Here is a 25,285-nt window from a genome sequence, read left to right on the forward strand (position 1 = left end):
TTGCTAGAATCCGCAACGCGCCGCTTAGTCGGCGCGTTTTTTTTGCATCCGGTTCACCCTTTGCGAGGGTAGCCACCTGGAGAGATACCCATGACACACCCTATTGTCGTGGCGGCACTGTATAAGTTCGTCACCCTGGAAGATTACGTTGCCTTGCGCGAGCCCTTGCTCAAGGCGATGGTCGACAACGGCATCAAAGGCACTTTGCTGATCGCCGAAGAAGGCATCAACGGCACGGTCTCCGGCAGCCGTGAAGGCATTGATGGCCTGATGGCCTGGCTCAAGAACGACCCACGCATGGACGACATCGACCATAAAGAGTCGTACTGCGATGAGCAGCCGTTCTACCGCACCAAGGTCAAGCTCAAGAAAGAAATCGTGACCCTGGGCGTCGAAGGCGTCGACCCCAACAAGAATGTCGGTACCTACGTTGACCCGCAAGACTGGAATGCGCTGATCAGCGATCCGGAAGTACTGCTGATCGACACCCGCAATGACTACGAAGTGTCGATTGGTACCTTTGAGGGCGCTATCGACCCGAAGACCACCAGTTTTCGCGAGTTTCCCGACTACATCAAAGCCAACTTCGATCCGGCCAAACACAAGAAAGTCGCCATGTTCTGCACGGGTGGCATTCGTTGTGAAAAAGCCTCGAGCTATATGCTCAGCGAGGGTTTCGACGAGGTGTATCACCTCAAGGGTGGCATCCTGAAATACCTCGAAGAGGTGCCTCAGGAAGAAACCAAATGGCAGGGCGACTGCTTTGTCTTCGATAATCGCGTGACCGTGCGCCACGACTTGAGCGAAGGCGACTACGATCAATGTCATGCTTGCCGCACACCGATCAGTGTCGAGGACCGCGCGTCCGAGCACTATGTGGCCGGCATCAGTTGCCCGCACTGCTGGGATAAGCTTTCCGAGAAGACCCGTCGCAGCGCCATCGACCGGCAAAAGCAGATTGAGCTGGCCAAGGCCCGCAATATGCCGCACCCGATTGGTTACAACTACAAGCAATCATCCTCCGAGGCTTGAGCCATGTCCGCACGCCTGCTCTATGTAATGGATCCGATGTGTTCCTGGTGCTGGGGCTTCGCACCGGTAGTCGAGGCATTGGTGGAGCAGGCGCAGGCTGCTGGCGTCGAGTTGCATCTGGTGGTGGGCGGCTTGCGTACCGGCAGTGGTGCGGCGCTGGAGCCGGCGACCCGGCGCTACATCCTTGAGCATTGGCAGGCAGTCACCGAAGCCACCGGTCAGCCGTTCAAGCTGGAAGGTGCCTTGCCTGACGGTTTTGTCTACGACACCGAGCCTGCCTGCCGCGCCTTGGTCACCGCTCGCAGCCTGGCCCCGGATTGCGCCTGGAAGTTGTTGGGTTTGATCCAGCGTGCGTTTTATATGCAGGGCCGGGACGTCACCCAGGCCAGCGTCCTGGTGGAACTGGCCGAAACCGCCGGCGTGCCACGGATCGAGTTTGCCGCCGCCTTTGACCGTGCCGACCAGCATGTGGCCACCGCCGCCGATTTCACCTGGGTTCAGGACTTGGGCATTGCCGGCTTTCCCACACTGCTGGCCGAACGCAATGGCCAGTTGGCCCTGCTGACCAACGGCTACCAGCCGCTGTCCGAATTGTCTCCCTTGCTCGGTCGCTGGCTGGAGCGTGTCGCCTGTGCCTGATCAGCCCGACAGTACTGTGCAATCCCCGCGTATCGATCGACTGACCTGGGCGGAAATTCGTCGCCTGGCCCTGCATCACAAAAAATCCCTGTGGATCGCCAATGGTGTCGCCGTGCTGGCGACCTTGTGCAGCGTGCCCATTCCCCTGTTGCTGCCGCTGTTGGTGGACGAGGTGTTGCTGGGGCATGGCGACGCGGCCCTGAAGGTGATGAACCATGCGCTGCCGCTGGGCTGGCAGAAAGCGGCGGGTTATATCGGCTTGATGTTGCTGGTGACCCTGGCCCTGCGCTGCGGTGCGCTGGTGTTCAACGTATTGCAGGCGCGGTTGTTCGCGCGGCTGGCCAAGGACATCGTCTACCGCATTCGCGTGCGGTTGATCGAACGGCTCAAGCGGATTTCACTGAGTGAATACGAAAGCCTGGGCAGCGGTACCGTGACCACCCACTTGGTCACTGATCTGGATACCGTCGACAAGTTTGTCGGCGAGACCCTCAGCCGGTTCCTGGTGGCCATGCTGACCCTTGTGGGTACTTCCGGGATTCTGATGTGGATGCACTGGAAGTTGGCGTTGTTGATTCTGCTGTTCAACCCGCTGGTGATTTACGCCACGGTGCAGTTGGGCAAGCGGGTCAAACACCTGAAAAAGCTGGAAAACGACAGCACCTCGCGGTTTACCCAGGCACTGACCGAAACCCTCGATGCGATTCAGGAAGTCCGCGCCGGTAACCGTCAGGGATTTTTCCTCGGTCGCCTGGGTCGACGAGCCCAGGAAGTGCGGGATTTTGCGGTCAATTCCCAGTGGAAAAGCGATGCCTCCAGTCGCGCCAGTGGCTTGCTGTTCCAGTTTGGTATCGACATCTTCCGTGCGGCGGCGATGCTCACAGTGCTGTTTTCCGACCTGTCCATCGGGCAGATGCTCGCGGTGTTCAGCTACCTGTGGTTCATGATCGGTCCCGTGGAGCAACTGCTGAACCTGCAATATGCCTATTACGCGGCAGGCGGAGCGCTGACGCGGATCAACGAGCTGCTGGCCCGGGCTGACGAACCGCAATACGCTGGCGGCGCTGATCCCTTCGTTGATTGTGAAACGGTGGGGATCGAGGTGCGTGGCCTTGATTTCGGGTATGGCGAAGAGCTGGTACTCGACCAGCTCAACCTGGTCATTGCGCCGGGTGAGAAGGTGGCTATTGTCGGTGCCAGCGGTGGCGGTAAAAGCACCTTGGTGCAACTGCTGCTGGGGCTTTATACACCTCAGGCAGGCACAATTCGTTTTGGTGGTGCGACCCAGCAGGAAATTGGCCTTGCGACGATTCGCGAGAACGTTGCGGTGGTGCTGCAACACCCGGCGTTGTTCAACGATACCGTGCGCGCCAACCTGACCATGGGCCGTGAACGCAGCGACCAGGCCTGCTGGCAGGCATTGGAGATCGCCCAACTGGAGGCTACCGTCAAGGCGCTGCCTTTGGGACTGGACAGTGTGGTGGGGCGCTCCGGCGTGCGTTTTTCCGGCGGGCAGCGTCAGCGCCTGGCTATTGCGCGGATGGTCCTGGCCGAGCCGAAAGTGGTCATACTCGATGAAGCCACTTCCGCCCTGGATGCGGCTACCGAGTACAACCTGCACCAGGCGCTGGCGCGGTTTCTTAGTGGTCGTACTACACTGATCATTGCCCACCGGCTGTCGGCGGTAAAACAGGCTGACCGCGTGCTGGTGTTCGATGGCGGGCATATTGCCGAAGATGGCGACCATCAGCAGCTCATTGCCGATGGTGGGCTCTACGCCAAGCTCTACGGACATTTGCAGCAGGTGCGCTGAGGTTGAGTTTCAAACGAATTTCTGTGCTTAGTACGTGAGTTCCCCATGGGGAAAGCGGCTTTCCTGCTTCGTTTCGTGAAGTGGGCGCTAAATCGATCCGGAATATCCATGTGGGTTGACCGCATTTAGCTTGGGCTGCGCTGTCAGGAGCGGTTATCCACTGGCCTGTGCTTGTGCAAGGGACCTCATGAAGCAAAAGCGGACTCTCGGAACACCTCGGTTGTTGGGCATTGTCTGGCCATTTATCGCCGTCGTGCTGTTTCAGGCATTGATGGGGGGTGTCAGTCTTTACGTGCTTTCAGCGGTGCGCGGCTACGTGGCCGGTGAGAGCCTCTGGTCCAAGGGCCAGAAAGATGCCATCTACTACCTTACGCTGTATGCGGATAACCGCAACGAAGCCACCTACCTTAAATACCAGAACGCTATTGCCGTGCCCCAGGGCGGGCATGAACTGCGGGTGGCGCTGGATCGTCCGACGCCGGATCTGGAGGCGGCGCGCCTGGGCATTCTCAAGGGAGGCAACCATCGCGATGACGTCTCCAGCCTGATCTGGCTGTACCTCAACTTTCGCCATTTCAGTTACCTGGAAAAAGCCATCGAGTTGTGGACGGTGGGGGACGCCTACCTGGTGCAATTGGATGACCTGGCACAGGAGATGCACCGGGCAATTGTCAGTAATCAGGTGAACAGCGGCGACGTGAGCCGTTGGAAAGAGCGCATCTTTGCCATCAACGACGGTGTGACGCCGGCCGCCAAGGCGTTCAGCGATGCCTTGGGCGAAGGCTCGCGCATGATTTTGCGCCTGCTGTTGGTGACCAACCTGGCCACGGCCTTGGGTTTGATCGCCCTGGCGCTGTTGCGTACCCACAAGTTGCTGGCCCAGCGACATGCCTTTGCCGACGCCCTGCAGTTGGAGAAAGAGCGGGCGCAGATCACCCTGGAGTCCATTGGCGACGGGGTGATTACCACGGATGTCGAGGGTGCCATTGCCTATATGAACCCGGCGGCCGAGGTTCTGACTCACTGGAAAGCTTCCCAGGCCCAGGGGCTACCGCTGGCGGCCCTGTTCAATTTGCTGGATGAAAACGCCCAGTCCGATGGTTTTACCCTGATCGAGCACATCCTTGGCGGCCAGCTCAGTGGCGGCAGCGAGCATTCAAAGTTGATCCAGCGGGTGGATGGCAGTACGGTTTCCGTGACCCTGGTGGGCGCGCCGATCCGCAGTGCCGGCAAGGTGAGTGGCGCGGTGTTGGTGCTGCATGACATGACCCAGGAGCGTCAGTACATTGCCAACCTGTCCTGGCAAGCGACCCATGATGCCTTGACCGGGCTGGCCAATCGCCGTGAGTTTGAGTATCGCCTGGAGCAGGCGCTGCACAATTCAGGGCGCCAGCAAACAGGGCGCCATGCACTGATGTTCCTCGACCTGGATCAGTTCAAGCTGGTCAACGACACCTGTGGGCATGCGGCGGGCGATGAACTGCTACGGCACATCTGTGCGTTGCTGCAGTCTGACCTGCGCGAGGGTGACACCCTGGCCCGTCTTGGCGGCGATGAATTCGGCATTCTGCTGGAGAATTGTCCGGCCCCGGTAGCGGAAAAGATCGCCGAAAGCCTGCGCCATACCGTGCAAAGCCTGCACTTTGTGTGGAAGGGCCGGCCTTTTGTGACCACTGTCAGTATCGGCCTGGTGCACATCTCGCAAACCCCCACCACCCTTGAGACGTCGCTGCGGGCCGCCGACATGGCCTGCTATATGGCCAAGGAAAAAGGACGCAACCGGGTGCAGGTCTATCATGCTGATGACTCGGAATTGTCTCTGCGCTTTGGCGAAATGGCCTGGGTGCAGCGGTTGCACATGGCCCTGGAGGAGAACCGCTTTTGCCTATACGCCCAGGAAATTGCGCCCCTGGGGCATACCGAGCATGGCAATGGGCACATCGAGATCCTGCTACGCCTTCACGACGAGGCCGGTCGGATTATCTTGCCCGACAGTTTTATTCCGGCCGCAGAACGTTACGGGTTAATGACCTCTCTGGACCGCTGGGTAGTGGAGAATGTGTTCAAGATCATTGCCCGGTGCATGCTCGAGCGCCCGGGCCGGCCCATGGCTATGTGTGCGATCAACCTGTCAGGTACCACCATTGGCGATGATGCGTTTCTCGGTTTTTTACGTGAGAAATTCAGTGCGTACAGCATACCTGCGGAAATGATTTGTTTTGAAATTACTGAAACCAGTGCGATCTCGAATTTGGGCAGTGCAATTCGCTTTATCAATGAACTCAAAGAGTTAGGTTGCCATTTCTCCTTAGATGACTTCTGTGCAGGAATGTCCTCATTCGCATATCTTAAACATTTACCTGTAGACTTCCTGAAGATCGATGGAAGTTTCGTAAAGGATATGCTGGACGACCCGATTAACCGCGCGATGGTCGAAGTGATCAATCACATCGGTCATGTCATGGGTAAACGCACAATTGCTGAATTTGTCGAAACACCGCAGATCGAACAGGCTCTGCTTGAGATTGGTGTGGACTACGCTCAGGGATACCTGATTGAGCGCCCGCAGTTGCTGACCTTTGACAGCTTGCAGTGTCGACCTGTACGACCACAGCCCTTGTTATTCAAGGCGCCTGGCACGTTCCGCTGAAACATTTGCTGGTCTGTACAATCACACATCAAAAGGAGCCCGACAGTGATCGACACATTCAACAGAACCGGTCCGCTTATGGAAGCCTCAAGTTACCCCGCCTGGGCTCAGCAATTGATCCAGGACTGTAGCGAGAGCAAGCGCCGAGTTGTCGAGCACGAACTGTACCAGCGTATGCGCGATAACAAGCTCAGTGCCAAGACCATGCGTCACTACCTGATTGGTGGCTGGCCGGTGGTGGAACAGTTTGCGTTGTACATGGCACAAAACCTCACCAAGACCAAGTTTGCCCGTCATCCTGGAGAAGACATGGCGCGACGCTGGTTGATGCGCAATATTCGCGTGGAGCTGAACCACGCTGATTATTGGGTGCACTGGGCCCGTGCCCATGGCGTCAGCCTCGAAGAGTTGCAGGCGCAGAACGTGCCGCCTGAGTTGCACGCGCTGAGTCATTGGTGCTGGCACACCAGTTCGGCTGATTCGCTGATCGTCGCCATCGCTGCCACCAACTACGCCATCGAGGGGGCCACTGGGGAGTGGTCCGCTGTGGTGTGTTCGACTGGCGTCTACGCGGCGGCCTTCCCTGAGGAAGACCGCAAGCGCGCGATGAAGTGGCTGAAGATGCATGCCCAGTACGATGATGCCCACCCCTGGGAAGCGCTGGAAATCATCTGCACCCTGGCTGGGATGAACCCGAGCAAGGCGCTGCAGGTCGAGTTGCGCCAGGCGGTGTGCAAGAGCTACGACTACATGTACCTGTTCCTGGAACGCTGCATGCAGTTGGAGAAAGCGCCGTCTGCCCGTGAACGTCCGATGCTGGTCGCCAGCGAGGCCTGATGCGAGGATGGCGGGGTGTAATTACCCCGCCATTGCCAAGCGATTGCGGCCTTCACGCTTGGCCACATACAAGGCGTTGTCCGCCCGACGCAACACGCTCTCGGCGGACTCTCCAGCCAACAACGTCGAGCATCCCAGGCTTACCGTCAACTCGATACATGTCCCATCCGCCCAATAATCCTGGGCCTGTGCTGCCTGGCGCAGGCGCTCCCCGACCATGGCTGCGGCGTCCCGGCCGGTGTTGGACAGCAGGATCAGAAACTCTTCCCCGCCAAACCTGAACACCATATCCACATTACGCAACTGGCTCTTGATCGAGGCGGCGACGGCCTTGAGTACCTTGTCTCCAGCGGTGTGGCCGTGGCTGTCGTTGATGCGCTTGAAGTGATCAATATCCAACATCAGCAATGACAGCGGATGCAGGTGCCGCCTGGCCATGTCGATTTCCCGTTGCAGGGTCTGGTCCATGGCGATGCGGTTACCGGTTTCGGTCAGTGGATCACGCAGGGCACTGCGGGTTGCGGCGCGGTACAGCAGGGCGTTGCGCATCGGGTAGAGCAGCGTCGCCAGCAGAGACTCCAGTTTGCCCTGCTCGTCGTCGAGGAAGCGCTGGTTGCGCCGAAAGACCAGCTCGCCCAGGTGCTCGCCTTCGTGACTGAGGGTATAGCTTATTGAGTGGTGGCCTCGCTGACCGTATTCCAGGCGTAAATCGCTGGTTTCATGACGGTATTGCAAGGCATCGAGGGGGACCAGGCGTTGGATTTCCCGAAAAAACAGGCCCAGGATGCGCTCGGGCTCCAGGCTGGTCTGCAATTGCAGGCTCAGTTGCTGGCGAAGTTGGGTGGCGGTGGCGGGACGCCTCGCGAGAAGAGAAGGTTGACCAAAGCCCAGGCGTTGCAATTTGGCGCTATCGAAGTCAATTGCGTTGGTCTGGGTCGGTGTTTTCATAAACTGATAGGCCTCTAAGCACTTAATGCTGTCTTACAGGCTGGATGAGAGCGGCGAGTGCCAAGCGTCTTACTGTTCCGTCAGTTCCGTAGGACATGGCGACAGTCTAGACCGCTTTGCCTGGGGTTATAACCCCTGTTTCAGTGCCGCACGTCGTGTCTTTGTGCCACCTGTGTGAAAGAGGTCAAAGCGAAATTCGTGCCATTTGTCTTGGCTGAATGAAAGTGCTTTTAATTCAGTTGGTTGGATTGTTGGCGGGAAATGAGGATGGCAAGGGGGCGGCAGTAAGTTGGCGTAGGAGCTGCTGGTTGAATGTCAGCTGGATCCTCAGGGGATCGCAGCCTTGCTTCACTCGACAGCTCCTGCGAGCACGCTTTATTGTGCGTCGAACGCCTGGCCGTTGATGCCGGTGCTGTCCGGGCCCATCAAGTACAGGTACACCGGCATGATTTCTTCAGGTGTCGGATTGTCGGTCGGGTTTTCCCCCGGGTAGGCCTGGGCACGCATGCTGGTACGGGTTGCGCCTGGGTTGATGCTGTTGGCGCGCACGGGTGCGACGGTGTCCAGTTCGTCGGCCAGGGTCTGCATCAGGCCTTCAGTGGCAAACTTTGACACGCCGTAGGCGCCCCAGTAAGCGCGGCCTTTGCGGCCTACGCTGCTGGAGGTGAACACCACCGAGGCGTCCTGGGACAGCTTGAGCAGTGGCAGCAGGGTGCTGGTGAGCATGAACATGGCGTTGACGTTGACGTGCATCACCCGCATGAAGTTCTCGCCGGACAATTGCTCGACCGGCGTGCGAGGGCCGATGATCGAGGCGTTGTGCAGCAGGCCATCGAGGTGGCCGAATTCCTGTTCAATCATTGCCGCCAGTTCGTCGTACTGGTGGGGCAGGGCGGTCTCGAGGTTGAATGGAATCACCACCGGTTGTGGATGGCCGGCCGCTTCGATCTCGTCATAAACCTGGGCCAGATTGGCTTCGGTCTTGCCCAGCAACAGCACAGTGGCGCCATGGGCGGCATAGGTTTTTGCCGCTGCTGCGCCAATCCCGCGACCGGCACCGGTCACCAGGATGACCCGGTCTTTGAGCAGCTCTGGGCGTGCGGAGTAATCAAACATAAACGACCTCAACAGAATTCACAGGGTTCAGCAGCTGCACAGCGCGTTATCCAGCACCTGACGCAACTCCAGCGGATGATTCACCACGACATCGGCCCCCCAATTACGCGGGTTGTCGTCTGGGTGAATATAGCCGTAGGTTACGGCGGCGGTGCGAGTCCCGGCGTCGCGTCCCGATTCGATATCCCGCAGGTCATCGCCGACGAACAGCACGCTGGCCGGGTCCAGGTCGAGCATCTTGCAGGCCAGGATCAGCGGTTCCGGGTCCGGTTTGCTGTTTTTTACGTGGTCCGGGCAAATCAGCAGCGCCGAGCGCTCGGCCAGGCCCAGTTGCTCCATGATCGGCTCGGCGAAGCGCAGTGGCTTATTGGTGACTACGCCCCAGATCAGCTTGGATTTTTCGATGTCGGCCAGCAGCTCGGCCATGCCATCGAACAGCTTGCTGTGAATCGCGCAACCCTTGAGGTAGCGCTCCAGAAACTCCAGGCGCAACGCTTCAAAACCTGGGGATTCGGGGTCCATGGAGAAGGTCACGGCAACCATTGCCCGGGCGCCGCCGGAAATTTCATCGCGAATGTGTTGATCGTTCATCGGCGGCAGGTCGCGGTCGGCGCGCATGGCCTGGCAGATGGCGATAAAGTCCGGCGCGGTGTCCAGCAAGGTACCGTCCATGTCGAAAAGAACCGCTCGCAACTTCACAGGCTCACTCCTCTCGCAGGGTCTGGATCATGTAGTTGACGTCAACGTCGTTGGCCAGTTTGTAATGCTTGGTCAGCGGGTTGTAGGTCAGGCCGATGATGTCCTTGACGGTCAGGCCGGCCTGACGGCTCCAGGCGCCCAGCTCGGAGGGGCGGATGAATTTCTTGAAGTCATGGGTGCCGCGAGGTAGCAGCTTCATGATGTATTCGGCGCCGATGATCGCGAACAGATAAGCCTTCGGATTACGGTTGATGGTGGAGAAAAACACCTGGCCACCTGGTTTGACCATGTGGAAACAGGCGCGAATCACCGACGAAGGGTCGGGCACGTGCTCCAGCATTTCCAGGCAGGTGACCACGTCGAATTGCTCGGGCATCTCTTCTGCCAGGCCTTCGGCGGTGATCTGCCGGTATTCGACGCTGACGCCCGATTCCAGCTGGTGCAGTTGGGCTACGGCCAGAGGTGCTTCGCCCATGTCGATGCCCATCACGGTCGCGCCGCGTTGGGCCATGGCTTCGCTGAGAATACCGCCGCCGCAACCGACATCGAGCACCTTCTTGCCGGCCAGATTGACCCGTTCGTCGATCCAGTTGACGCGCAACGGGTTGATGTCGTGCAGGGGTTTGAACTCGCTTTCGCGGTCCCACCAACGATGGGCCAGGGCTTCGAATTTGGCGATTTCAGCGTGGTCGACGTTGCTCATGGGTCATCCTCTAAATCTGATAAAACGGTTTGCGGGGCCCGAGACAGGGCTCAGGCACAGCGTTATTCGGTGTGTCCGCTGATGCGTTGGCCCCAGGCGATGGCCGTAGCGCACAACTGTTGCTCATCCAGACGGGTCAGTTGCCGGTCGTCGAGCAATTGCTTGCCGCCGACCCAAAGGTGTTTCACACAATCGCGTCCGGTGGCATATATAAGCTGCGAGACCGGATCGTAAATCGGTTGTTGCGCCAGGCCTGACAGGTCGAAAGCCACTATGTCTGCGGCCTTGCCGACTTCCAGTGAGCCGATTTCGTTTTCCAGGCCCATCGCCCGTGCACCATTGAGGGTGGCCATGCGCAAGGCGCGATGGGCATCCAGTGCGGTGGCCGAGCCGGCTACGGCTTTGGCCAGCAACGCTGCGGTGCGGGTTTCACCCAGAAGGTCGAGGTCATTGTTGCTGGCGGCGCCGTCGGTGCCTACTGCCACATTGACGCCAGCTTGCCACAGACGCTCCACCGGGCAGAAGCCGCTGGCCAGTTTCAGGTTTGATTCCGGGCAATGGATGACGCTGCTGTTACTTTCTACCAGCAAAGCCAGGTCGTCATCGCTGATTTGGGTCATGTGAACGGCCTGGAAGCGCGGCCCGAGCAATCCCAGGCGCCCAAGGCGCGCCAGCGGTCGCTCGCCGTGTTGCTCCATCGACTGCTGCACTTCGAAGGCGGTTTCGTGGACATGCATGTGGATGCCGGCGTCCAGTTCTTCGGCGATCACCCGGATTTTCTCCAGGTTCTCATCGCTGACGGTATAGGGCGCATGCGGGCCGAAGGTGACTTTGATCCGCGGGTGATGCTTGAGGTCGCCAAACAGCTCGACGCCTTGGCGAATGGCCTCGTCGGCAGTGCCGGCACCGGGGATCGGGAAATCCAGGATCGGGATGGCGATCTGTGCACGAATGCCGCTGTTGTGCACCCGTTCGCTGGCAACTTTCGGAAAGAAGTACATGTCCGAAAAGCAGGTGATGCCACCTTTGATTTGCTCGGCAATGGCCAGGTCGGTGCCATCCCGTACGAAGGCTTCATCGACCCACTTGGCCTCGGCGGGCCAGATGTGGTTTTCCAGCCAGGTCATCAGGGGGAGGTCGTCGGCGAGGCCGCGAAACAATGTCATGGCCGCATGGCCATGGGCATTGATCAGGCCGGGGCTGAGCAGTATGCCCGGCAATTCCCGGACTTCGCTGGCGGCCAGTTTCAGTGCTTGTTCCCGCGGTCCGATAAAGGCAATGCGTCCGTCGCGAATGCCCAGGGCGTGCTCCTTGAGCACCACGCCAGCAGGCTCGACCGGTACCAGCCAGGTTGGCAATAGCAACACGTCAAGCGGGGCGGCAGTTGGGGTCATCGCGAGCGTCGTCCAAGGCTGTTATTAAGAAGTGGCGAAGTATACCCGAGCGTCTTGGCTGGCGGATCGCTATAATCGGCGGCTTTTGTTCATGAGTGCGGGGTGAGGGATGCGCGACCGACTGTTGGCTGCGGAGAAGGTAAAGGCCATCGATTGGCGTGATGGCGCCCTGTACCTGCTTGATCAGCGCAGGTTGCCATTCGAGCAAACCTGGGTCGCTTGCACCAGTGCGGCGGCCGTGGCCGAGGCCATTCGTTCGATGGTGGTGCGTGGCGCACCGGCCATTGGTATCAGTGCCGCCTATGGCCTGGTGCTAGCCGCGCGTGCGCGGCTTGTCGAGGGCGGTGATTGGCAGGCGGCATGGGAAGAAGATTTGGCGCTCCTGGCCGACTCCCGTCCGACGGCGGCGAATTTGTTCTGGGCCCTGAATCGCATGCGTGATCGCCTGGACCGCCTCAAGAAGCATGCCGATCCTCTGGCGGTGCTGGAGGCGGAAGCGGTAGCGATCCATGAAAGTGATCGCGAAGCCAATCTGACCATGGCACAGCTTGGGGTCGACCTGATCCGCAAGCACCAAGGCAATGCCCAGGCCATTCTGACCCATTGCAACACTGGCGCCTTGGCGACCGGCGGTTTCGGCACCGCCCTCGGGGTGATTCGCGGCGCGTTCCTCGAAGGCATGGTGGAGTGCGTCTACGTCAACGAAACCCGTCCGTGGCTGCAAGGTTCGCGGCTGACGGCGTGGGAATTGGCCAATGAAGGCATTCCGGTCACCGTGAATGCCGATTCTGCCGGCGCCCATATTCTCAAGACCAAAGGCGTGACCTGGGTGATCGTCGGGGCTGATTGCATCGCGGCCAATGGTGACGTGGCCAGCAAGATCGGTACTTATCAGCTGGCGGTGTGTGCCATGCATCACGGCGTGCGTTTCATGGTGGTGGCGCCGAGCTCCAGCATCGACATGATGCTGGCCAGCGGCGATGAAATTCCCCTCGAAGAGCGTGACGAGCGCGAATTGCTGGAGGTCGATGGCAAGCGGCTTGCCGCTGATGTAGGGGCGTTCAACCCGGTGTTTGACGTGACGCCGGCGGACTTGATTGATGTCATCGTCACGGAAAAAGGCATCGTCGAGCGACCTGATACGGCGAAACTGGCGCAGTTGATGTGTCGTAAGCGGCTGCATTGAGGGTTTTCACCCTCTAAATCCGGCTTGGATCCAGCTCTAAGCCCCTCTCGTCCCCTTTAAGCCTGTCACCGGTCAACTAACTATGCTCCATGCGCATCAGGGGGATAGGTGCGTGGCGGCGATTGTGATAACATTCGGCGGTTTCCAGGGTCACCCCAAGGGGTGGCCTTTAATGCGCAGATCCGTGTCATAACTCGTTGATTTGTCGTAAGTCGTTGCCAGGCACCATGCCAGCAGCGACGAGCTTCGTTCGTCCCATATGGATGTGACGAGGTTTCACCCGAAAAAGGAATCAGGCTTCTCATGGGCGAACTGGCCAAAGAAATCCTCCCGGTCAATATCGAAGACGAGCTGAAACAGTCCTACCTCGACTACGCGATGAGCGTAATTGTCGGTCGGGCACTGCCTGATGCGCGCGATGGCTTGAAGCCCGTGCATCGGCGTGTGCTGTTCGCGATGAGCGAGCTGGGTAACGACTGGAACAAGCCGTACAAGAAATCTGCCCGTGTTGTCGGTGACGTGATCGGTAAGTATCACCCTCACGGCGACACTGCGGTGTACGACACCATCGTTCGGATGGCCCAGCCGTTTTCCCTGCGCTACCTGCTGGTAGATGGCCAGGGCAACTTCGGTTCGGTCGACGGCGATAACGCAGCAGCCATGCGATACACCGAAGTGCGCATGACCAAGCTGGCGCACGAGCTGCTGGCTGACCTGCACAAAGAAACCGTGGACTGGGTGCCGAACTACGACGGCACCGAAATGATCCCGGCGGTCATGCCGACCCGTATTCCCAACCTGCTGGTCAACGGCTCCAGCGGTATTGCCGTGGGCATGGCCACCAATATCCCGCCACACAACCTCGGTGAAGTCATCGACGGTTGCCTGGCCCTTATCGACAACCCTGAGTTGACTGTCGATGAGCTGATGCAATACATCCCCGGTCCGGACTTCCCTACCGCCGCGATCATCAACGGTCGCGCCGGTATCATCGAAGCCTACCGCACCGGTCGCGGCCGCATTTACATGCGCGCCCGCTCGATGATCGAAGACATCGACAAGGTCGGTGGTCGTCAGCAGATCGTCATCACCGAGCTTCCTTACCAGTTGAACAAGGCACGTCTGATCGAAAAGATCGCCGAGCTGGTTAAAGAGAAGAAGCTTGAAGGCATCACCGAACTGCGCGACGAGTCCGACAAGGACGGTATGCGCGTCGTGATCGAGCTGCGTCGTGGCGAAGTGCCTGAGGTGATCCTCAATAACCTCTACGCCCAGACCCAGCTGCAAAGCGTGTTTGGTATCAACGTCGTTGCACTGATCGACGGCCGCCCACGGATCCTGAATCTCAAGGATCTTCTGGAAGCCTTCGTACGTCACCGCCGCGAAGTGGTTACCCGTCGTACCGTATTCGAACTGCGCAAGGCCCGCGAACGCGGCCACATCCTGGAAGGCCAGGCGGTTGCGCTGTCGAACATCGATCCGGTTATCGCCTTGATCAAGGCCTCGCCGACTCCGTCGGAAGCCAAGGAAGCGCTGATCAGCACCGCCTGGGAATCCAGTGCCGTGGTTGCGATGGTTGAGCGTGCCGGTGCCGATTCGTGCCGTCCGGAGACCCTGGACCCGCAATACGGTCTGCGTGAAGGCAAGTACTTCCTGTCGCCAGAGCAGGCCCAGGCCATCCTGGAGCTGCGTCTGCACCGCCTGACCGGTCTGGAGCACGAGAAACTGCTGGCCGAGTACCAGGAGATTCTCAACCAGATCGGTGAGCTGATCCGCATCCTCAATAGCGCTGTGCGCCTGATGGAAGTGATCCGCGAAGAGCTGGAAGTAATCCGTGCCGAATATGGCGACGTGCGCCGTACTGAAATTCTGGATGCGCGTCTCGACCTGACCCTGGGTGACATGATCCCGGAAGAAGAACGTGTCGTGACCATCTCCCACGGTGGCTATGCCAAGACCCAGCCTCTGGCTGCGTACCAGGCTCAGCGTCGTGGCGGTAAAGGTAAATCGGCTACCGGCGTCAAGGATGAGGACTACATCGCTCACCTGCTGGTTGCCAACAGTCACACCACGCTGTTGCTGTTCTCCAGCAAAGGCAAGGTGTACTGGCTGAAAACCTACGAAATCCCGGAAGCATCCCGCGCGGCCCGTGGTCGTCCGTTGGTCAACCTGCTACCGCTGGGCGAGGGTGAGTACATCACCACCATGCTGCCGGTCGAGGAATACACCGAAGGCCACTACATCTTCATGGCCACCGCCAACGGCACCGTGAAGAAGACCCCGTTGGAGTCCTTCAGCCGTCAACGCAGCGTGGGCCTGATCGCCCTGGAGCTGGACGAAGGCGACGTACTGATTTCCGCTGCCATTACCGATGGCGAGCGTGAAGTCATGCTGTTCTCCGACGGTGGCAAGGTCACCCGCTTCAAGGAGTCCGACGTTCGTGCCATGGGCCGTACCGCCCGTGGTGTGCGCGGCATGCGTCTGCCGGAAGGGCAGAAGCTGATTTCCATGCTGATCCCGGAAGAAGGCAGCCAGATCCTCACCGCTTCGGCGCGTGGCTACGGCAAGCGTACGGCCATCAGCGAGTTCCCTGAGTACAAACGTGGCGGCCAAGGCGTTATCGCCATGGTCAGCAATGATCGTAACGGCCGTCTGGTCGGTGCGGTCCAGGTGCTCGATGGCGAGGAAATCATGCTGATTTCCGACCAGGGCACCCTGGTGCGTACGCGGGTTGATGAAGTGTCGAGCCTGGGGCGTAACACCCAGGGCGTGACCTTGATCAAGCTGGCCAGCGACGAAACCCTGGTGGGCCTGGAGCGTGTCCAGGAGCCATCGGAAGTCGAAGGCGAAGAGCTGGAAGGCGAGGAAGGGATTGAGCTCGAGGGGCAGGTGATCGGTGGCGCTGATGACGGCGTCGACGAGCAACCACTCGACGCTGCCGCAGACGAAGAAGAGCCGCAGGAATAAGCGGACACACAGGGGGCGGATGAAGATTCGCCCCCTTGTTGTTTGTCCGTTGTGAAATACACGTCCTTTGTCTGGACGCGGTCCCTGTGGGAGCTGGCTTGCCTGCGATAGCAGCGCCGCGGTATCACTGAGCTACCGAGGCATCTGTATCGCAGGCAAGCCGGCCTCCACAAGGTCCCGCTCCGGAACGGGAACATTGCCGAACATGATTGCAGACCCCACCAGATCAGAGCGAGATTGGATGTGAGCAAGAGAGCCTATAACTTCTGTGCCGGTCCCGCGGCGCTTCCTGAAGCAGTCCTGCAGCGCGCGCAGGGTGAACTCCTCGACTGGCATGGAAAAGGCCTCTCCGTGATGGAAATGAGCCATCGCAGCGATGAGTTCGTGTCCATTGCCACCAAGGCCGAGCAGGATATGCGCGACTTGCTGGACATCCCATCTGACTACAAAGTGTTGTTCCTGCAGGGTGGTGCGAGCCAACAGTTCGCCCAGATCCCGCTGAACCTGCTGCCGGAAGGCGGTACTGCCGACTATATCGACACCGGTATCTGGGGTCAGAAGGCCATTGAAGAGGCCTCCCGTTACGGTCACGTCAACGTGGCGGGCACTGCCAAGCCTTATGACTACTTCGCCATTCCCGGTCAAAACGAGTGGGAACTCTCGAAAGACGCGGCCTATGTTCACTACGTAGCGAACGAAACCATCGGCGGCCTGGAGTTCGACTGGGTGCCGGAAGTGGGTGATGTTCCGTTGGTGTGCGACATGTCTTCGGACATTCTTTCGCGCCCGATTGACGTGTCCCGTTACGGCATGATCTACGCCGGTGCGCAGAAGAACATCGGCCCGAGTGGCATCCTGGTCAATATCATCCGTGAAGACCTGCTGGGGCGTGCGCGTTCGCTGTGCCCGACCATGCTCAACTACAAGGTCGCGGCCGATAACGGCTCGATGTACAACACGCCGCCGGCCTTCGCCTGGTACCTGTCGGGCCTGGTGTTCGAATGGCTGAAAGAGCAGGGCGGTGTGGCCGCCATGGGCAAGCTTAACGAAGAGAAGAAACGTACCCTGTACGGCTTCATCGACGCGAGCGGCTTGTACAGCAACCCGATCAACCTGACCGACCGCTCGTGGATGAACGTGCCATTCCGTCTGGCTGACGATCGCCTGGACAAGCCGTTCCTGGCCGGTGCCGACGAGCGCGGCCTGCTGAACCTCAAGGGCCACCGCTCGGTGGGTGGCATGCGCGCTTCCATCTATAACGCTGTCGACCTCAACGCCGTCAAGGCGCTGGTGGCCTACATGGCAGAGTTCGAAAAGGAACACGGCTAATGTCTGAGCAAGAACTCAAGGCTCTGCGCGTACGCATTGACGCTCTGGACACCAAAGTCCTGGAGTTGATCAGTGAGCGTGCGCGGTGCGCCCAGGAAGTTGCACGGGTGAAAATGGCCTCCCTGGCTGAAGGCGAAGTACCGGTTTTCTACCGCCCGGAGCGTGAAGCCCAGGTGCTCAAGCGCGTGATGGAGCGTAATCAGGGGCCTTTGGGTAACGAAGAAATGGCGCGGCTGTTCCGCGAAATCATGTCTTCCTGTTTGGCTCTTGAACAGCCACTGAAAGTGGCTTACCTCGGCCCTGAAGGTACCTTCACTCAGGCTGCGGCCATGAAGCACTTTGGCCATGCCGTGATCAGCAAGCCGATGGCGGCGATCGATGAAGTGTTCCGCGAAGTGGCGGCGGGTGCGGTGAACTTTGGCGTAGTCCCGGTGGAAAACTCCACCGAAGGCGCAGTCAACCACACCCTCGACAGCTTCCTTGAGCACGACATGGTGATCTGTGGCGAAGTCGAGTTGCGTATCCACCATCACCTGTTGGTCGGTGAAAACACCAAGACCGACAGCATCAGCCGCATCTACTCCCATGCCCAGTCCCTGGCCCAGTGCCGCAAGTGGCTGGACGCCCATTACCCGAATGTGGAGCGCGTGGCGGTTTCCAGCAACGCCGAAGCGGCGAAGCGGGTCAAGGGTGAGTGGAACTCGGCAGCGATTGCCGGGGATATGGCGGCTGGCTTGTATGGCCTGACCCGCTTGGCCGAGAAAATCGAGGATCGCCCGGATAACTCCACGCGCTTCCTGATGATCGGTAGCCAGGAAGTCCCTCCTACCGGTGACGACAAGACTTCGATCATCGTTTCGATGAGCAACAAGCCTGGCGCGCTCCATGAGCTGTTGGTGCCGTTCCATGACAACGGGATTGACCTGACGCGCATCGAAACTCGTCCTTCGCGCAGCGGTAAATGGACATATGTGTTCTTTATCGACTTCGTCGGCCATCACCGCGACCCGCTGGTCAAGAGTGTGCTGGAAAAAATCAGTCAGGAAGCCGTGGCACTCAAGGTGCTGGGCTCTTACCCGAAAGCGGTTTTGTGAGGCTTTAACATGAGTGGCAACTTCCTCGCCTTGGCGCAGCCGGGCGTGCAACAACTGTCGCCTTACGTTCCGGGCAAGCCTGTGGACGAGCTGGCGCGTGAGTTGAATCTGGACCCGTCGAAGATCGTAAAACTGGCCAGTAACGAAAATCCGCTGGGCCCAAGCCCCAAGGTATTGTCCGCGATTCGTGATGCGCTGGCTGAGCTGACTCGTTATCCCGATGGTAATGGCTTTGCGCTCAAGTCGCTGCTGGCGGAAAACTGCCGCGTTGACCTGAACCAGGTGACCCTGGGTAATGGTTCCAACGACATCCTTGAGCTGGTCGGCCGTGCCTATCTGGCGCCGGGCCTGAATGCGGTGTTCAGTGAGCATGCGTTTGCGGTCTATCCGATCGTCACTCAGGCTGTTGGCGCTGAGGCGCGCGTGATTCCGGCGAAGGATTGGGGTCATGACCTGCCGGGCATGCTGGCGGCCATTGATGAGCAGACCCGCGTGGTGTTTATCGCCAACCCGAATAATCCGACCGGCACCTGGTTCAGCGCCGAGGTGCTGGACAACTTCCTGCAAGACGTGCCGGAGCACGTGCTGGTGGTCCTGGACGAGGCGTACATTGAGTACGCCGAAGGCAGCGACCTGCCAGATGGCCTGGACTTCCTTGCGGCTTATCCGAACCTGCTGGTCTCGCGCACCTTCTCCAAGGCTTACGGCCTAGCGTCGCTGCGGGTCGGCTACGGCCTGTCCACCGCGGTGGTGGCCGATGTGTTGAACCGCGTTCGTCAGCCATTCAACGTCAACAGCCTCGCGCTGGCGGCGGCTTGCGCTGCGGTGCAGGATGCCGAGTACCTGGAAGAAGGCCGTCGCCTGAACGAAAGCGGCATGCTGCAGTTGCAGGAAGGTTTCCGTGGGTTGGGCCTGGGCTGGATTCCGTCCAAGGGCAACTTCATCTGTGTCGACCTTGGCCAAGAGGCTGCTCCGGTGTTCCAGGGCCTGCTGCGTGAAGGCGTGATCGTGCGTCCGGTGGCCAACTACGGCATGCCGAACCATCTACGTATCACCATCGGTTTGCCTGCTGAAAACAGCCGCTTCCTTGAGGCGCTGGCCAAGGTTCTGGCTCGTGGTTGATGTCACTGCTCTGCAACCTGCTGTGCCTATGATCGGTCGCCTGGTGGTGGTCGGTCTGGGATTGATCGGCGGCTCCTTCGCCAAGGGCCTGCGGGAAAGTGGCCTGTGTGGCGAAGTGGTCGGTGTGGACCTGGACCCGCAATCGCGCAAGCTGGCGGTGGAGTTGGGTGTAGTGGACCGCTGTGAGGCGGACCTCGCCGTTGCCTGTCAGGGCGCGGATGTCATTCAGTTGGCGGTGCCGATCCTGGCCATGGAGAAATTGCTGGCGTTGTTGGCTGGCATGGACCTGGGGCAAGCAATCCTGACGGATGTCGGCAGTGCCAAGGGCAATGTCGTACGTGCCGCCCGGATGGCTTTTGGGGGCATGCCTGTGCGCTTTGTGCCTGGGCATCCGATTGCCGGTTCCGAGCAGAGCGGGGTGGAGGCGTCGAATGCGCAGCTGTTCCGTCGCCATAAAGTGATTCTGACGCCGCTGGATGAAACCGATCCGGCGGCATTGGCCGTGGTGGATCGGCTCTGGCGTGAGCTGGGGGCAGATGTCGAGCATATGCAGGTCGAGCGCCACGATGAAGTGTTGGCGGCGACCAGCCATTTGCCGCATTTACTGGCGTTTGGTCTGGTGGATTCGCTGGCCAAGCGTAACGAGAACCTCGAGATTTTCCGTTACGCCGCCGGTGGCTTCCGTGACTTTACCCGGATCGCCGGCAGCGACCCGGTGATGTGGCACGACATCTTCCTCGCCAACCGCGATGCAGTGTTGCGCACCTTGGACACGTTCCGCAGCGACCTCGACGCCTTGCGCGACGCGGTCGATGCCGGCGACGGGCATCAGTTGTTGGGCGTGTTCACCCGTGCGCGCGTGGCGCGGGAGCATTTCAGCAAGATTCTGGCTCGTCGGGCTTATATGGATGCCGCTGTAAATGCGGATGACCTGGTATTTCTCGCCAGCCCGGGTGGCCGTTTGAGCGGGAAGATTCGGGTGCCTGGGGATAAATCGATCTCCCATCGTTCGATCATGCTGGGCTCCCTGGCGGACGGTGTCACTGAGGTGGAAGGTTTCCTGGAGGGCGAAGATGCCCTGGCAACCTTGCAGGCGTTTCGCGACATGGGCGTGGTGATTGAAGGCCCGCACCATGGGCGCGTCACCATTCACGGGGTTGGCCTGCGTGGCCTGAAGCCGGCGCCAGGTCCGATCTATCTGGGTAACTCTGGCACCTCCATGCGGTTGTTGTCCGGTTTGCTGGCAGCCCAGAGCTTCGACAGCGTGTTGACCGGTGATGCCTCGCTGTCCAAGCGCCCAATGAATCGTGTGGCCAAGCCATTGCGGGAAATGGGGGCGGTCATCGAGACCGGGCCGGAAGGGCGGCCGCCGCTGACCATTCATGGTGGTCAGGCGCTTAAAGGGTTTAGCTATGCGCTGCCGATGGCCAGTGCTCAGGTGAAATCCTGCCTGCTGCTGGCGGGGTTGTATGCCGAGGGTAAAACCTCTATTACCGAGCCGGCGCCGACCCGCGACCATACCGAGCGGATGTTGCGTGGTTTTGGTTATCCGGTGGAGGTGGTGGGAGCTGCGGCTTCGGTCGAGTCCGGTCACTCGCTTGCCGCGACGCATATCGAAGTACCGGGGGATATTTCCTCCTCGGCGTTTTTCCTGGTGGCGGCTTCTATTGCCGAAGGCTCCGAGCTGTTGCTTGAGCATGTGGGCATCAATCCGACCCGTACCGGGGTGATCGATATCCTGCGTCTGATGGGCGCGGATATCACCCTGGAAAACCAGCGCGAAGTGGGTGGCGAGCCTGTTGCTGATTTGCGTGTTCGCGCGGCGCCCTTGAAGGGGATCGAGATTCCCGAAGCCTTGGTTCCTCTGGCTATCGATGAGTTTCCGGTGCTGTTCGTGGCTGCGGCGTGCGCCGAAGGCCGAACGGTATTGCGTGGGGCAGGGGAGCTACGGGTCAAAGAGTCCGACCGGATCCAAGTCATGGCCGACGGTCTGCTCGCCCTGGGCGTGAAGTGTGAACCGACACCTGATGGGATTATTATTGATGGTGGCGTGATGGGCGGTGGTGAAATCCATGCCCATGGTGATCACCGGATTGCCATGGCCTTCAGCGTGGCCTCCCTGCGAGCGGCTGCGCCGATTCGTATCCATGACTGTGCCAACGTGGCTACGTCTTTTCCGAATTTTCTTACACTGTGTGCCCAAGTCGGCATTCGTGTTGCCCAAGAGGCTCAATTGTGAATATCAAAGCACCGGTGATTACCATCGACGGGCCAAGCGGCTCGGGCAAAGGCACGATTGCCGGCATTCTGGCCAAGCGCCTGGGCTGGTGCCTGCTGGATTCCGGGGCGTTGTACCGCCTGTTGGCGTTCGCTGCGCGTAACCATGGTGTCGACCTGACCAACGAAGAGTCCCTCAAGCTGCTGGCAGCGCACCTCGACGTGCAGTTCCTTGGGGCGACGGAAGGTCATCCGCAGCGCATCATTCTTGAAGGGGATGATGTCACCGACGACCTGCGCAATGAGCAGGTGGGGGCCTGGGCTTCCCAAGTGGCAGCATTGCCGGCTGTACGCGATGCTTTGCTGCAGCGCCAGCGGGCTTTCCAGGAGCCGCCGGGTCTGGTGGCGGACGGCCGCGACATGGGCACGGTGGTGTTTCCCGAGGCACCGCTGAAGATTTTCCTGACCGCCAGCGCCGAGGAACGGGCCCGTCGCCGTTACTTGCAGTTGAAGGGAAAAGTCGATGGTGTTAGTCTGTCGAGTCTGCTAGATGAGATCCGTGCACGCGATGAGCGTGACACCCAGCGTGCGGTAGCCCCGCTAAAGCCGGCGGCTGACGCCATACAGCTGGATTCCACGGAGTTGTCCATCGAGCAGGTGCTGGAACGCATCTTGAGTGAAATCGCCATTCGCGATATCACCGGGTGACTCAGAAGGAGCGCAGGGGACCAGTCTTAGTCCTGCATTCCTTCTTTTATATGAACGTAACCCACACCGTCTGGGGTGTGGCAGATGGGCGTATTCTTCGCCCTTATCAACAGGAATTAAAATGAGCGAAAGCTTTGCGGAACTCTTTGAAGAAAGCCTAAAAACCCTGAACCTTCAGGCTGGCTCCATCATCACCGGTGTTATCGTTGATATCGATTACCAAGCTCGCTGGGTAACCGTTCACGCTGGTCTGAAGTCTGAAGCACTCATCCCGCTTGAGCAGTTCTACAACGACGCTGGCGACCTGACTATCAATGTCGGTGACGAAGTTCACGTTGCGCTGGACTCGGTTGAAGACGGCTTCGGTGAAACCAAGCTCTCCCGTGAAAAAGCCAAGCGCGCTGAATGCTGGATTGTTCTGGAAGCAGCCTTCGCAGCTGAAGAAGTGGTCAAGGGCGTTATCAACGGTAAGGTTAAAGGCGGCTTCACTGTCGACGTTAACGGCATCCGTGCGTTCCTGCCAGGTTCTTTGGTCGACGTTCGTCCAGTGCGCGACACCACGCACCTGGAAGGCAAAGAGCTCGAATTCAAGGTCATCAAGCTCGACCAGAAGCGCAACAACGTTGTCGTTTCCCGTCGCAGCGTCCTGGAAGCAGAGAACTCCGCCGAGCGTGAAGCTCTGCTGGAATCCCTGCAGGAAGGCCAGCAAGTCAAAGGTATCGTCAAAAACCTCACCGATTACGGCGCATTCGTCGATCTGGGTGGCGTCGATGGCCTGCTGCACATTACCGACATGGCTTGGAAGCGTATCAAGCATCCATCGGAAATCGTCAACGTTGGCGACGAGATCGATGTCAAGGTTCTGAAGTACGATCGTGAGCGCAACCGTGTCTCCCTGGGCTTGAAGCAGCTGGGCGAAGATCCATGGGTCGCTATCAAGGCTCGTTACCCAGAAAGCACTCGCGTAACCGCGCGTGTTACCAACCTGACCGACTACGGCTGCTTCGCTGAGCTGGAAGAAGGCGTGGAAGGCCTGGTACACGTTTCCGAAATGGACTGGACCAACAAGAACATCCACCCTTCGAAAGTCGTACAAGTCGGCGACGAAGTGGAAGTTATGGTTCTGGACATCGACGAAGAGCGTCGTCGTATCTCCCTGGGCATCAAGCAGTGCAAATCTAACCCATGGGAAGATTTCTCTGGCCAGTTCAACAAGGGCGATAAAATCTCCGGCACCATCAAGTCGATCACCGATTTCGGTATCTTCATTGGTCTGGACGGCGGCATCGACGGCCTGGTTCACCTGTCCGACATCTCCTGGAACGAAGTGGGCGAAGAAGCTGTTCGTCGTTTCAAGAAGGGCGACGAGCTGGACACCGTTATCCTGTCGGTTGACCCAGAGCGCGAGCGCATCTCCCTGGGTATCAAGCAACTGGAAAGCGATCCGTTCTCCGAGTACGTTCAAGAGAACGATAAAGGCGCCATCGTTAAAGGCATCGTGAAGGAAGTTGACGCTAAAGGCGCCATCATCACTCTGGCCGACGATATCGAAGCGACTCTGAAAGCCTCCGAAATCAGCCGTGACCGCGTTGAAGACGCGCGTAACGTTCTGAAAGAAGGCGAAGAAGTAGAAGCCAAGATCATCAGCGTTGACCGCAAGAGCCGCGTAATCCAACTCTCCATCAAGTCGAAAGATGATGCTGAAGAGAAAGAAGCAATCCAGAGCCTGAAATCGGCCCCGGACGCTGCTGCTCCTGGTGAGACCACCATGGCTGCACTGCTGCGCGAAGCAATGGCTAAACAGAACTAAGTTCTGTAAGGCTGTAAAAAGGGCGACTTCGGTCGCCCTTTTTTATACCTCGAATTTCGTTTTTGCGGGCAGGCTATTGTTGCTGTGCCTTCTGCGATCTTGTGGTCGCCTTGGTTGATGATTGGCTACGGCAGGCTCTATCTCCTGAGGCCGGTCATTGAGTGCCTCCTGCGGCTCCTGAGGAGGTGAGGCTCTAAGCACCGGCCGTCCGCCTCAAGCTCCAACTTCTGAAAGATAAGTCAATACTCGGGCTGTTCAAACTGCTCTGGTCATGCTAAAACCTTCGAAGCGCTTTTCCTAGCTGCTTGAAAAAGAAGGGAAAAATATGACGAAGTCGGAGTTGATCGAACGAATTGTCACCCATCAAGGGCTGCTTTCATCCAAGGATGTGGAGTTGGCCATCAAGACTATGCTTGAACAAATGTCCCAATGCCTTGCCACTGGGGATCGCATAGAAATTCGCGGGTTTGGCAGCTTCTCACTGCACTATCGAGCACCGCGTGTTGGTCGTAACCCGAAGACCGGGCAGTCCGTTAGCCTCGACGGTAAATTCGTGCCCCACTTCAAGCCGGGCAAGGAATTGCGGGATCGGGTGAACGAAGACGAAGAAGATGGCGTCTGAGTGTTTTTGGTGAAGGGAGAAACTTATGCGCGGTGTTAAGCGCGTTGCCTTGGTGCTGATAGTGCTGGTTGTCGCCTTGGTGATCCTGGCGTTTGTATTGGAAAACCAGCAGGACGTTGCCCTGTCGTTCCTGGGGTGGTCTACGCCGCAGATGCCGGTTTCAGTGTTTGTTGCGGTTGCTTTGATTGTTGGGATGGTTGTGGGGCCGATTATCGGGTTTTTAACGATCCGTAAACCCAGGCGGCAGAAGCATGGAATCGAATAACGGGCTTGAGTCCCCTTATTCATGGGGTGATCAGGGTTTTTGCCCGCCCAGAAGGCTATTTCGGATAATCCCTTATAGAGATTGGGAAATTCCTTACAGATAAGTCAAGTCTTGTAATGTAGCGCGTAGATGGC

20 protein-coding genes are annotated in these 25,285 nt (G+C 58.9%); 15 read left to right on the forward strand and 5 right to left on the reverse strand.

All coding sequences use genetic code 11. The features are described 5' to 3' along the window. Window positions 1-90 precede the first annotated feature (90 nt). The 5 genes from trhO to GNF76_RS16950 all read left to right on the forward strand — a co-directional run bounded on the left by trhO (window position 91) and on the right by GNF76_RS16950 (window position 6,971). Window positions 91-1,032: an oxygen-dependent tRNA uridine(34) hydroxylase TrhO gene (trhO, locus tag GNF76_RS16930; protein WP_155584283.1), complete on the forward strand. Its 942-nt coding sequence runs from the start codon at window positions 91-93 to the stop codon at window positions 1,030-1,032. A 36-nt stretch (window positions 1,033-1,068) separates the two neighbouring features. After that, window positions 1,069-1,671, forward strand: a complete 603-nt coding sequence (locus GNF76_RS16935; protein WP_178123394.1) for a DsbA family protein — start codon at window positions 1,069-1,071, stop codon at window positions 1,669-1,671. After that, complete coding sequence (locus GNF76_RS16940) at window positions 1,664-3,484, forward strand: ABC transporter ATP-binding protein (RefSeq protein ID WP_343037831.1); 1,821 nt, start codon at window positions 1,664-1,666, stop codon at window positions 3,482-3,484. Before GNF76_RS16935 ends, GNF76_RS16940 begins: the two co-directional genes overlap by 8 nt. A 187-nt stretch (window positions 3,485-3,671) precedes the next feature. Then, complete coding sequence (locus tag GNF76_RS16945; protein ID WP_155584285.1) at window positions 3,672-6,134, forward strand: EAL domain-containing protein; 2,463 nt, start codon at window positions 3,672-3,674, stop codon at window positions 6,132-6,134. 78 nt (window positions 6,135-6,212) lie between these two features. Beyond that, entirely contained in the window at window positions 6,213-6,971 is a 759-nt protein-coding gene (locus tag GNF76_RS16950) for an iron-containing redox enzyme family protein (protein WP_155584286.1), read from the forward strand. 21 nt (window positions 6,972-6,992) lie between these two features. Here GNF76_RS16950 and GNF76_RS16955 read toward each other — a convergent pair whose 3' ends face one another. The 5 genes from GNF76_RS16955 to GNF76_RS16975 form a co-directional block, all read right to left on the reverse strand. Then, entirely contained in the window at window positions 6,993-7,919 is a 927-nt protein-coding gene (locus GNF76_RS16955) for a GGDEF domain-containing protein (protein WP_155584287.1), read from the reverse strand. Window positions 7,920-8,294: 375 nt separating this feature from the next. Next, the gene (locus GNF76_RS16960) at window positions 8,295-9,035 is read right to left on the reverse strand and encodes a YciK family oxidoreductase (protein WP_155584288.1); all 741 of its coding nucleotides are present in this window, start codon (window positions 9,033-9,035) and stop codon (window positions 8,295-8,297) included. Window positions 9,036-9,062: 27 nt separating this feature from the next. Next, complete coding sequence (mupP, locus tag GNF76_RS16965) at window positions 9,063-9,734, reverse strand: N-acetylmuramic acid 6-phosphate phosphatase MupP (RefSeq protein WP_178123381.1); 672 nt, start codon at window positions 9,732-9,734, stop codon at window positions 9,063-9,065. Between the two features lie 4 nt (window positions 9,735-9,738). Beyond that, complete coding sequence (ubiG, locus tag GNF76_RS16970; RefSeq protein ID WP_155584289.1) at window positions 9,739-10,437, reverse strand: bifunctional 2-polyprenyl-6-hydroxyphenol methylase/3-demethylubiquinol 3-O-methyltransferase UbiG; 699 nt, start codon at window positions 10,435-10,437, stop codon at window positions 9,739-9,741. Between the two features lie 62 nt (window positions 10,438-10,499). Beyond that, a complete protein-coding gene (locus tag GNF76_RS16975; RefSeq protein ID WP_155584290.1) occupies window positions 10,500-11,831 on the reverse strand; it encodes a TRZ/ATZ family hydrolase in 1,332 nt (443 codons plus the stop codon). Window positions 11,832-11,940: 109 nt separating this feature from the next. Here GNF76_RS16975 and mtnA point away from each other — a divergent pair, with 109 nt between their 5' ends. The 10 genes from mtnA to GNF76_RS17025 all read left to right on the forward strand — a co-directional run bounded on the left by mtnA (window position 11,941) and on the right by GNF76_RS17025 (window position 25,151). After that, window positions 11,941-13,017, forward strand: a complete 1,077-nt coding sequence (mtnA, locus tag GNF76_RS16980; RefSeq protein ID WP_155584291.1) for an S-methyl-5-thioribose-1-phosphate isomerase — start codon at window positions 11,941-11,943, stop codon at window positions 13,015-13,017. Between the two features lie 303 nt (window positions 13,018-13,320). After that, window positions 13,321-15,984: a DNA gyrase subunit A gene (gene gyrA, locus GNF76_RS16985; RefSeq protein WP_155584292.1), complete on the forward strand. Its 2,664-nt coding sequence runs from the start codon at window positions 13,321-13,323 to the stop codon at window positions 15,982-15,984. Between the two features lie 243 nt (window positions 15,985-16,227). After that, window positions 16,228-17,313: a 3-phosphoserine/phosphohydroxythreonine transaminase gene (gene serC, locus GNF76_RS16990; RefSeq protein WP_178123382.1), complete on the forward strand. Its 1,086-nt coding sequence runs from the start codon at window positions 16,228-16,230 to the stop codon at window positions 17,311-17,313. Next, window positions 17,313-18,407 (forward strand): prephenate dehydratase, encoded by a 1,095-nt coding sequence (gene pheA / locus GNF76_RS16995; protein ID WP_099169125.1) that lies wholly within the window; start codon window positions 17,313-17,315, stop codon window positions 18,405-18,407. Before serC ends, pheA begins: the two co-directional genes overlap by 1 nt. A gap of 9 nt (window positions 18,408-18,416) precedes the next feature. Next, a complete protein-coding gene (gene hisC, locus GNF76_RS17000; RefSeq protein ID WP_155584294.1) occupies window positions 18,417-19,529 on the forward strand; it encodes a histidinol-phosphate transaminase in 1,113 nt (370 codons plus the stop codon). A 28-nt stretch (window positions 19,530-19,557) separates the two neighbouring features. Next, complete coding sequence (locus GNF76_RS17005) at window positions 19,558-21,768, forward strand: bifunctional prephenate dehydrogenase/3-phosphoshikimate 1-carboxyvinyltransferase (RefSeq protein WP_246211936.1); 2,211 nt, start codon at window positions 19,558-19,560, stop codon at window positions 21,766-21,768. After that, window positions 21,765-22,454 carry a (d)CMP kinase gene (gene cmk / locus GNF76_RS17010; RefSeq protein WP_169353705.1) on the forward strand — a complete coding sequence of 230 codons (690 nt, stop codon included), beginning with the start codon at window positions 21,765-21,767 and terminating at the stop codon, window positions 22,452-22,454. Before GNF76_RS17005 ends, cmk begins: the two co-directional genes overlap by 4 nt. Window positions 22,455-22,575: 121 nt before the next feature. After that, the gene (gene rpsA, locus GNF76_RS17015) at window positions 22,576-24,264 is read left to right on the forward strand and encodes a 30S ribosomal protein S1 (protein WP_155584295.1); all 1,689 of its coding nucleotides are present in this window, start codon (window positions 22,576-22,578) and stop codon (window positions 24,262-24,264) included. Window positions 24,265-24,589: 325 nt separating this feature from the next. Further along, the gene (gene ihfB, locus GNF76_RS17020; protein ID WP_032888918.1) at window positions 24,590-24,886 is read left to right on the forward strand and encodes an integration host factor subunit beta; all 297 of its coding nucleotides are present in this window, start codon (window positions 24,590-24,592) and stop codon (window positions 24,884-24,886) included. 25 nt (window positions 24,887-24,911) lie between these two features. Next, the gene (locus tag GNF76_RS17025; RefSeq protein WP_155584296.1) at window positions 24,912-25,151 is read left to right on the forward strand and encodes a lipopolysaccharide assembly protein LapA domain-containing protein; all 240 of its coding nucleotides are present in this window, start codon (window positions 24,912-24,914) and stop codon (window positions 25,149-25,151) included. The last annotated feature ends 134 nt before the right edge of the window (window positions 25,152-25,285 follow it).

This window comes from Pseudomonas spelaei (assembly GCF_009724245.1).
Classification (GTDB): Bacteria; Pseudomonadota; Gammaproteobacteria; order Pseudomonadales; family Pseudomonadaceae; genus Aquipseudomonas; species Aquipseudomonas spelaei.